The organism is Thermosynechococcus sp. NK55a (genome assembly GCF_000505665.1).
Taxonomy (GTDB): Bacteria; Cyanobacteriota; Cyanobacteriia; order Thermosynechococcales; family Thermosynechococcaceae; genus Thermosynechococcus.
Map to the genome: position 1 here is coordinate 1910713 of NC_023033.1, position 10278 is coordinate 1920990.

Here is a 10278-nt window from a genome sequence, read left to right on the forward strand (position 1 = left end):
TGATCTGTTCTACCTGTGGAAGTCCCCAAAAGCAAGCTCACCGACGGCAGCCTGCCAGAAAACGCCTGAGGGTCTCTCGCCATGAATTCTTGATAGCACTCCTGCGATACGAAGGCGCGGGAGGCCACCAATGGGTTGTCCCCCAATCCTCAGGTATCATAAAACTCTAGGCACATGGGCATAGCAGGATCATGAGCAGTGATTTTCTCGCAGGACTCAATCCCTCACAGCGGCAGGCAGTGGAGCACTACTCGGGTCCCCTGTTGGTGGTGGCAGGAGCCGGTTCTGGGAAAACGCGCACGCTCACCTATCGAATTGCCCATTTGATTCGCCATCGTCAGGTAGCACCAGAGAATATCTTGGCGGTGACGTTTACCAATAAGGCCGCCCGCGAAATGAAAGAGCGGATTGAAGCCCTTTTTAGCCAAGAGATGGCCAAGGAACTCTACGGCAGAGACTGGCTGGATCTGTCCCCTGCAGAACAGCAGCGGGTGCGATCGCGCGTCTATCACACCTACACCAAGCCCCTATGGATTGGCACCTTCCACAGCCTATGTGCTCGACTTCTGCGCTTGGAAATTGAGGCCTATCAACATCCCCAAGGGTATCGCTGGACGCGGCATTTTACAATTTTTGATGAGTCAGATGTACAAACCCTAATCAAGGGAATTATTACGGGTGAACTCAATCTCGATGAGCGCAGGCATGATCCGCGCGCTATCCGCTACAAAATTAGCTATGCCAAAAACCGCAGACTCAGCCCAGATCAATTGGAGCAGGAACAGAGATCGCCCGCTGGTCGTGTAGCAGCAGAGGTTTATCGTCGCTATGAGGCAGCTCTTGCCAAGAATAATGCCCTTGATTTTGATGATTTAATTTTGCGAACAGTGCATCTGCTGCAACAGCGCCCTGAGCGTCTTGACTATTGGCATCAGCAGTTCCAGCATATCCTGGTGGACGAGTACCAAGATACCAATCGCACCCAGTACGATTTCATTCGGCTGTTGGCCACCAATGGCACCCCCCCTCAACAGTTTCAGAATTGGGGCAATCGCTCAATTTTTGTGGTCGGCGATGTAGATCAATCCATCTATTCATTTCGCTGTGCCGATTTCACTATCCTGATGAATTTCCAGCAGGATTTTGGCGATCGCCTACCCGATCAGGATACCCGCACAATGATCAAGTTGGAAGAAAACTATCGCTCCGTTGCCAACATTTTGCAGGCCGCCAATTATCTCATTGAGCACAACAGTGAACGCATTGATAAAGTGCTACGTCCCACCAAGGATCCCGGTCCCCCCATTCACTGTGAATGTTGCGACACTGAAACCGATGAAGCCTATTTCATTGCCCAACAGATTAAAGCCTTGGGCAGTCAATCCCTCGAACCCCAATGGGGACGGTTTGCGATTCTCTACCGTACCAATGCCCAATCTCGCCCCTTTGAGGAGGCTTTAGTTCGCGCAAATATTCCCTACACCGTGGTTGGTGGTCTCAAGTTCTATGAGCGCAAAGAAGTCAAGGATATTCTCGCCTACCTGCGGCTGCTGCAAAATCCTCAAGACACCGTGAATCTGCGGCGAATTATCAATGTGCCGCGCCGCGGTATTGGCAAAACCACGCTAGAGCGCCTCAGCGATGCTGCCCAAACCCTTGGCATTTCCCTGTGGGACTTAATTGCTGATACCGAATCCATGACACCGTTGGCTGGGCGAGCCAGCCGGGCACTGCAGCAGTTTGTGACCCTCATGACCCGCCTGCGATCGCTAGTAGACGATATTGAACTCCCTGAACTGGTGAAAACCGTGATTGAAGAGACAGGCTACCGCCGCGAACTCGAAAACGCAGGCACCGACGAAAGCTTAGAGCGACTGCAAAACCTGATGGAATTGGTCAACGCTGCCCAGCAATTTAGCGAGGAGAATGAGGGGGCCAGCCTCAGCGATTTCCTCAACAGTTCTGCCCTTGCCTCAGATTTGGATACATTGCAAGAGGGAGAGGGGGGCGTCTCCCTAATGACCTTACATGCTGCCAAGGGGCTAGAATTTCCCGTGGTCTTTTTGGTGGGGATGGAGCAGGGACTGTTTCCCAACTTCCGCAGTCTCAACGATCCCATGGCCCTAGAAGAGGAACGCCGCCTCTGCTATGTGGGCATTACCCGTGCCCAGGAGCGCCTCTTTCTGACCTTTGCCCAAAGCCGTCGTCTTTACAATGGCAGGGAAGACACGATACCGTCGCAATTTCTGACGGAGCTACCCCCAGAACTGCTCACGGGCAATGTTCAACGCCGCCCCCCAAGGGCCACTGTCATGAAGGTATCCCCCTCGCGGTTAAGCAAGGCTGCTGCCTCGCTTTGGCGGGTGGGCGATCGCATTGTCCATCCCGTCTATGGCGAAGGGGAAATTACCCATGTCTTCAATGTGGGGGCGAAACTCTCTTTGGTGGTTCGCTTTCCGCGACGCGGGCAAAGGGTCGTTGATCCCCGGCTGACGCCCCTTGAGAAGCTCAGCTACTAAACCCGGCTCATACTCTCCAGCTCTCGATGTTCAGCTTTGTGGCCAATGAGTAGGTTCGTCAGCCGTTGAGTTTGTTCAATGAGTTTGTTGACCCAAAGGCCTACACTCTGCCCATTCTCTTGAGTAGCTCAGGTGCAACGTGTCTGCAGCATAGGGGATTGGTAGGAGCGGATCAGAGCTGGATGGAGTCCTCCCGGGATGGGTCATATCCTTGGCAATAAACAAAATTGAGTTTGCAGTCAGTGGCGTGGATCCTGCAGCCATTCGGTATTGGAACTGAATGGGTCCTTTGGGAAAGTAGAGGTGGTAGAGTAGGCGTGCTAACGCATGGCTACACGGACCTCAAGATGCCCTTCTAGATATCATCTCAAGTTTAAGTTACTTGAGGCAGCGGATAAGCCTCTGAGAAACCAAATACCCTGCGCTGAACCCACTCACCCCCCGCCTAGGTTACAGACGCGTGTAAATCAGCATGTGTTCACCTAAACCTCTTGATGGTGTTGCCGGATGACTCGTTTCGCAACTAGTCATTGCACCGCCCGACCGCTAGCGTTTCGGCCACAGCGCGGAGTGAGTCGGTTGGAAGCGCGTGTTGGGCGATTACTCGATGTTTACCCGTATTGCAGAACGAAGCTCTGGGTCAACAACTTCAAGTGCCAAATCCAATATCTGCTGGATATTCTTTCGACTATAGTTTGTTCCCATATACCATCCAGGAACGAGTTCAATAGAGTATGCTTCCGCCAAGTCCGGTCGGCCCGGATAGAGTTCCTGCCTATTACGGGCTATGTATCTCCGTTTCCTTCCATGATTTCTTGATGCAAATCGGTCAAGAAAACCAGCATCAGCTTTCGCCAACAACCGGAAGACCGTTACCATGACCTCTACCGCCGATGCAGCCTTGTACGTCTTGCCTTCAAACACGAATGAAAAACTGCCTGTGGTTCTGGATCGAGAAATCTGCTCCCGGTGTTCTGGTGCCCGGCGCATAGCCGTTTGTTGATGCGACGGTATCGGATATGCAGAAACTACGTCAAGATGGCGATTCGATTTTAAAAATTCGCTACACAAATCCAAATCCGGCTTATAGCCACAGAGATCTGCAACTTTTTCGGCTAATAATTCCAACAACAATAGAATCAGGCTCTTCAAGCAAACTCTCCCAAGCTCTGGGGAGCGTTGCCTCAATTTCTCTATCCCGGGCCACGTTTTGATAATCTGCACGTGCAGATTTTAAAGCTTCGCCAGAACACACTTTTTCATAGTGGAGATATCGTTCAAGCCTGCTGACTGCTTCTTCGATCTCACGTTCAAGCAGGTCGAGCTTATATACTCTCCTTTCATCATATCGGCCCTGTTCACCGGGAAGATAAAAACTCCACTCTTGTCCATCTGTCAGAACAGCCATTGGAACTCCCGAATGAAAAGCGTATTCGAATAGCTGTCTATCAGCCCCTTCGGAAATGCCAACCCTCTTGACCTCAATAAATATCAATGGACGACGGGGAGGATTACATAGTGCAAAATCGACACGGCCCCCTTGGACCGAGAACTCGGGAACAACCACATTTGTATCAAATACGGGCCATCCCAGTTCATGCAAGGTCGGAAGAAGAATTCCCTGGGAAACAGCAGCCTCAGATATAAACTCACCGCGTCGTAGACGCTCTCGAACCTGTTCTATGTGGTTTGAAATTTCCATTGATGCACCTTCTTTTTTATAACTTATTACGAGTATGCTCATTTACGACCGCAAAAACTCGCACAGCGATTCAGGCTGACAAGTTTCACCCGTTTGTGGGTCAAAAATAATGTCATCCCGAAAACAGTAGTAAAGGTGTGACCACCTTTCATACATTTTTCTAAAGATGACGGGGTTATCATCTTCCGATAACGCCAAAGTATCAACTTTGCCCGAGTGCTGTACGCCCGTGGGAAATTCTGACTGCACCAACCGACAATTGAACACTGTTTCAAGATTCCCTTCGACAAGTATTTGAAGATTTTTCTCAAGCGCAAAATTGGATTGCGTCAGAACGGATAACTTTTGATCTGTGATTTCAAATAGTGGCATGGATTTTTCTAAATGATACTTTGATTTTGCAAGGGGGGAAGCCAACGAAGGAAACTGTCGAAAAACCCTTTTTCGCAGAGCGACGCCTGCCTAGGGTGGCTAGCGCGGCGGGGTGAGGGGGCATGCCAAGCGGTTGGAATAGGGATTTTCGGCTAATTCGGCGTCCCAGACACATAGATTTTCCCAATACTATGTACCAATGCGTACAGTTTCCATTGTAGATCTACTTTCGATTTCGAGCGCAGCCTGAATCGGTTCATTTGTTTGTGAATACAAATGTGCGATGTTCCTCTTGCGTTGAAGGGACTGCAGTAAGGTTTTCCTCAACTCCACCACAAGGGCCTCTTGCGCGGGCGAAAGCGTTGTTTGCAGACGGTGCGCTGTGTGTGGGCGCTCTTCAAAGGTGGTGCGCTGTTTCCACTTGAACACCGTCATGGGGGAGGTTCCGTAGCGCCTGGCCAGCGCGCAATCGAGTCAGAGCTCGCCGCAATTCCCGGGCAAATGGGGAGTGTGGTGCGAGCGCACTTGTGTAGCCGGATGATCATGCACTTAGCTCCTTGAAGCGTCGGACCATGCCCGGACGCCCCTAGCCAGCGATCTCAGCTAGGATGCTGCGGGCCATCAGGTAGCCATGGCAGGAAGATATTGTATAATCGCCTGCTGTATTGTATAATTTCCCACCATATTACAGAGCAACGCAATCACAGTGAACGACGGTGACAACAACCTGGCTCCGGGCGACGTGGTCTCGGGCTTGGAGCCCTCTGAGTTCGTCGAGATCCAGCGTGTCGCTCCCTTCGGCGGCAAGACGCTGGTCGAAGGCGTCGGGCTCCAGTCCCGCCGAGTGGTGAAGCGGCCTCTCACCGCTGAGGAGCTGGCCGCGCTCGTCAAAGTCAGCGACCGACTCCGTACGTTCGATGGCGATGCCAGCCTCTTCCTCCTCGGCACCGAGGCCGAGCGCATCCGCATCGCCCACCAGTTCGACCCGCTCTTCGTCGTCAACTCCAGCATCGTGGATCCGTTGCCTCACCAGGTCGAGGCCGTCTATCGCTATCTCCTGCTCCTTCCGAGGATCCGGTTTTTGCTGGCCAACGACACGGGAGCAGGCAAGACCGTTATGGCCGGCCTGCTGATCAAGGAGCTGCTCTTCCGGGGAGTGATCCAGAAAATCCTCGTCATCACCCCAGGCGGCCTGACGAAGCAGTGGCAAGAAGAGGAACTCCAGGAGAAGTTCGGCCTCCACGCGTGGCTACTGGGTCGCGCGACGTTCGAGGCGGAACCAGGCCAGTTCTCCCGCTACGAAGAGAGCATCTTTGTCACCTCCATCGATTTCCTGGCGCGGAATGGACGCTGTCTCAAGGCCGCATTGGAAACTCAATGGGACCTCGTGGTAGTGGACGAGGCCCACAAGCTCTCCTCGGCCTATGAGTACGGCACCAAGCTCAAGGAGAGCAAACGCTACAAGGCGCTGAACGCGATCGCCCGCAAGACCGATCATCTGCTCTTCCTCACGGCGACGCCGCACCGAGGACGAAAGGACACGTTCCGCCGGCTCCTTTTGCTGCTCGATGAAGACCTGTTCCAGAAAGACGAACACGTCGCCGACCGGGTGCGCGAGCAGGCTGCGCCTTACGGAGCCTCAGGACCGGAGGACTTCGAGGACGAGCGCCCGATCAGCCAGGCGCGCAACCGCTTCTTCCTCCGCCGGCTGAAGGAGGAGATGGTGGACTGGGACGGGCAACCTCTTTTCAAGCCACGCCACACCAAGATGATCGGCTACAACCTCACCCCTGAGGAGAAGACGCTCTACGACGCGGTGACACGCTACGTCCGCTCGAAGCGCAAGGAGGCCAAAGAGAAGAGGAATCGGAACGTCGAGCTGGCCCTCATGGTTATGCAACGGCGGCTGGCTTCGAGCCTCTATGCAATCACGCGGACTCTGGAAAACCGGCCGCGCGCCCTCAACGAGGTCCTCGTCATCCTGCGGGATCCGCGCCGGCGGATGGGGCGCATCCAGCGGTACGGTCAGGCGGGCGATGAGCTCCACTATGAGGGGAGGGGTATGAAATTGCAGAATCGGAGAATACTGTGTACCACGATGCCGATTAGCCGTTCAGTATCGGCTCTAACCTAGAGGCGGCAGGAGGATCTGAAGCATGGCTGAGAATCGCCTTTCAACGCGGATCGGACAGCAGATCTCCCTGCCGGGGCACTTCGATGTCCCCGTCTGTCTCGAGCATGTTAGGGCGCTGGGGGCCGACGGCTCGGCGGGCTACGAGTGCCGCGTCCGGCTGCCCGACGGTACGCTTGAGGAGACAGTCATCTCGCCCGCAGAAGCGGCGTCACTCTGTGGCACAGACCAGGAAGGGCCGACGGCGATCAAGCCCGTTGATGCGGAACGACTCCGGCTGTTGATTGAGTCGGCCCGCATACGCTTGGCCTACGCGCACGACCACCAGTTCGCGGTAAGCCTCTCGGGCATCCGTACGCTGCCGCACCAGATCGAGGCCGTTTACCAGGTCATGCTGCCGCAGCCGCGCCTACGCTTCTTGCTCGCCGATGACCCGGGGGCCGGGAAGACCATCATGGCCGGTCTCCTGATCAAGGAGTTGAAACTGCGGGGGGCCATCGAGCGCGTGCTCATCCTCTGCCCCGCGCCCCTCACGATTCAATGGCAGGACGAGATGCTCCAGTGGTTCGGCGAGTCGTTTGACATCATCTCGTCCGCCGTGGACCAGCAGCAGCTCGGGAACCCGTGGCAGCGCTCGTCGCAGGTCATCGCCTCCATCGACTACGCGAAGCAGAACGACGTGCGCGAGCGGGTTTGGCAGCAGAGGTGGGACCTCGTTGTCATTGACGAAGCCCACAAGTGCTCGGCCTATACCAAGTCTTCCTCTTCCTCGGAACGCAGCAACGAAGTGGTCGAGACCAAGCGATATCAGCTCGTGAAGCGACTTTCCGAGGCGGTGGATAACGTGCTGCTCATCACTGCGACGCCGCACCACGGAAACGAAGACAGATTCTCACACTTCCTGCGGCTCATCGATCTCGACCTCTTCCCCGAGCCGCACCGGTTCGGCAAAGAGGCAGCCGAGGCACGCCGAGAGATCTTCAGGCTCGGCAAGGGCTCGCCATGGTGCCTGCGCCGCCTGAAGGAGGATCTGAAGGACCTCAACGGCAAGCGGCTGTTTTCCAACCGGCTTGCCAAGACCGTGACCTTCCGTCTCAATAGCGAGGAGTACGCCCTCTACAAGTCGGTGACGGACTACATCAACAAGTTCATCCCTCACCAGAGCGGCAAGCGCGGGTCATCGGCCGCGCTCACGCGCACGGTCCTCCAGCGGCGCCTGGTCAGTTCGACCTGCGCCATCCACGAGTCCCTGAAGCGGCGGCTCAAGAAACAGCAGGACCTGCTGGATCAGCTGGCGGGCCTTTCTCCCGCCCAGCGCGCCAACCGCCTTGCGGCTCTTCAAGGACGCCTGCCCGACGCAGAGCAGGATGAAGACGACCTCGATAACGAGGTCCGCGACCGGCTCGTCGACGAGTACACAGCGGCGCTGGAACTGGAGCAATTGCGGGCCGAGATCGCCGCCCTCAAGGAACTCGTCGAGCAGGCCCGCAAGGTGCGCGAGCTCGCGAACGATTCCAAGTTGGCCGCCCTCAAGAAGTGCCTGGGTGAGGCCCAGTTCGTTGATCTCAAGGATGGCCGGGGCAAGCTCCTCGTCTTCACCGAGCATCGCGACACCCTCAATTACGTGCGCGAGCACCTTAAGCTCTGGGACTACAGCACCTGCGAAATCCATGGCGGCATGAATCCACACGAGCGCAAACGCGCTCAGGAGCAGTTCCGCACCACTGCCCAAATCTGCGTGGCGACCGAAGCGGCCGGCGAAGGCATCAACCTTCAGTTCTGCCACCTGATGATCAACTACGACATGCCGTGGAATCCCACGCGTCTCGAGCAGCGCTTGGGGCGCATTCATCGGATCGGCCAAGATCGCGACGTTTACGCCTTCAACTTCGTGGCCACGGATTCCGAGGACGGGCAGCCCATCGTGGAGGGGCGTATCCTGCATCGCCTCCTCGAGAAGCTCGACACGATGAACGAGGCCCTGGAAGGGCGCGTCTTCGACGTCATCGGCGAGGTCCTCTCGCTGAACGACGTCAACCTGCCCGACATGCTGCGGGAAGCGGCCTACGATCCACGCCGGCTGGACGAGTACCTGGACCAGATCGACCGCATCGATCCGGCCAAGTTGAAGGAGTACGAAGAGGCCACGGGCATCGCTCTCGCCCGAAACCACGTGGACTTCACGGGATTCCAGCGCCACAACCTCGAGGTCGAGGAGAAGCGGCTCATGCCCCGCTACGTGGAGACGCAGTTCATCGCCGCGGCCAAGGAGGTCGGCCTTCACGTCGAGCCGAGGGCCGACGGCCTCTGGCGTATCGAGCACGTCCTGGCCGACCTGCGTTCAGAGCGACTTCGGTCGGTCCAGCGCTTGGGCAAGCCTGACCCCTCCTACCGCAAGGTCACGTTCCATAAGCACCACCTCGAACAGGCTGCCCATGTCGATGCGGTCCTCATGGGACCCGGCCATCCCCTCTACGCGGCGGTGGACGAGAAGCTCAACGAGAAGCTGGCAGCTCTCCAGGGAGGGATCGGGTTTTACGTGGACCCGCTCACGACCGAGCCGTACCGGCTCCACTTCTTCGAGATCACCATCCGCGGCAAGGACTCCAGGGGAAGCGACGTTCCGCTGCATGGGGAGCTCGTGGCAGTCCGGGAGCAGCGTGGACAGTTCGAGATCGTCCCGAGCGACATCCTGCTCAACCTGCCACCTCAGGCCAACCCGCCGTCCGCAGTCGATCCCGTCGACACCCAGGCGGCCTCGGACTTCCTGAAAAGCACGTATCAGCTCGAGTGCCGCGCTCGCTGCCAGGAAGAGCGCCAGCGGTTCGCCCGCATCTGCCGGGAGTACCTGGAACGCTCCTTCGATGTCCGGATCAAGCGGGCCCAGGAGCGGGCCATGCTCCTCGCGGCAGAGGCGACGACCAAGCCCGAGTACAAGCTGTCGGCGGATGAGGCGCGCAAGTACGTGGAGGAGTTGCAACGCCAGCGCCGGGAGCGGCTTAGCGGGCTCGGTCGGTTGGAAATCGCCCGTACCGGCCCCGTGCGTCACGTGGCCACGGCCATCGTCTTGGCAGCCGGCGCTGACACGGAAACTCAACTGGCGGACCTCGCGGACGAACTCGATCCCAACGTCCGAAGCCGGAGCGAACGAGCGGCCGAGGACCTTGTGGTGACCGCGCTCAAGGAGGAAGGCTTCCCAGGGGATCGCATCGAGCGTGTCGGGCACCTGAAGCTCGGCTTCGACATCCGTGCCCATCGGATCGCGGACGAGGCGACCGGCGAGGTGCTCGTCAAGCGCGTCGAGGTCAAGGGCCGCGCTCGCGGGCAGCCCGTGCGCCTCACGACCAACGAATGGTATAAAGCACAGCAACTTGCCGAGACCTATTGGCTCTACGTGGTGTGGGATCCGCTCGGCCCGAACCCGGAGCTCGTCCGCATCCAGAATCCCGCGGTACGATTGGACCACGCCAAGCGCCAGATCGTCGCGGCGCGGTTTTTCGAGATCCCGGCGGAGGCGGTCGTCGAGGCGGGTCGAGCATATCTTTAGGAGCAGG

General features: G+C 57.1%; 5 protein-coding genes and 1 pseudogene. 3 read left to right on the forward strand and 3 right to left on the reverse strand.

The annotated features are described in order from the left end of the window. Positions 1-191: 191 nt before the first annotated feature. A complete protein-coding gene (gene pcrA / locus NK55_RS09260) occupies positions 192-2519 on the forward strand; it encodes a DNA helicase PcrA (protein WP_024125470.1) in 2328 nt (775 codons plus the stop codon). Positions 2520-3119: 600 nt separating this feature from the next. On the opposite strand, the gene NK55_RS13700 is transcribed toward pcrA, so the two are convergent. The 3 genes and pseudogenes from NK55_RS13700 to NK55_RS14240 form a co-directional block, all read right to left on the reverse strand. Continuing rightward, positions 3120-3671 (reverse strand): hypothetical protein, encoded by a 552-nt coding sequence (locus NK55_RS13700; protein ID WP_200865501.1) that lies wholly within the window; start codon positions 3669-3671, stop codon positions 3120-3122. Continuing rightward, on the reverse strand, positions 3604-4263 hold the full coding sequence (locus NK55_RS13705) for a type I restriction enzyme HsdR N-terminal domain-containing protein (RefSeq protein WP_200865502.1): 660 nt from the start codon (positions 4261-4263) through the stop codon (positions 3604-3606). Before NK55_RS13705 ends, NK55_RS13700 begins: the two co-directional genes overlap by 68 nt. 123 nt (positions 4264-4386) lie before the next feature. After that, positions 4387-4593, reverse strand: a pseudogene (locus tag NK55_RS14240) (hypothetical protein); the annotation flags it as partial. Positions 4594-5299: 706 nt separating this feature from the next. Between NK55_RS14240 and NK55_RS09280 the strand changes: the two are divergent. Both NK55_RS09280 and NK55_RS12500 read left to right on the forward strand, forming a co-directional pair. Beyond that, positions 5300-6727 carry an SNF2-related protein gene (locus NK55_RS09280; RefSeq protein ID WP_024125471.1) on the forward strand — a complete coding sequence of 476 codons (1428 nt, stop codon included), beginning with the start codon at positions 5300-5302 and terminating at the stop codon, positions 6725-6727. A gap of 22 nt (positions 6728-6749) precedes the next feature. Then, positions 6750-10271: a helicase-related protein gene (locus NK55_RS12500; RefSeq protein ID WP_024125472.1), complete on the forward strand. Its 3522-nt coding sequence runs from the start codon at positions 6750-6752 to the stop codon at positions 10269-10271. Positions 10272-10278: the final 7 nt, after the last annotated feature.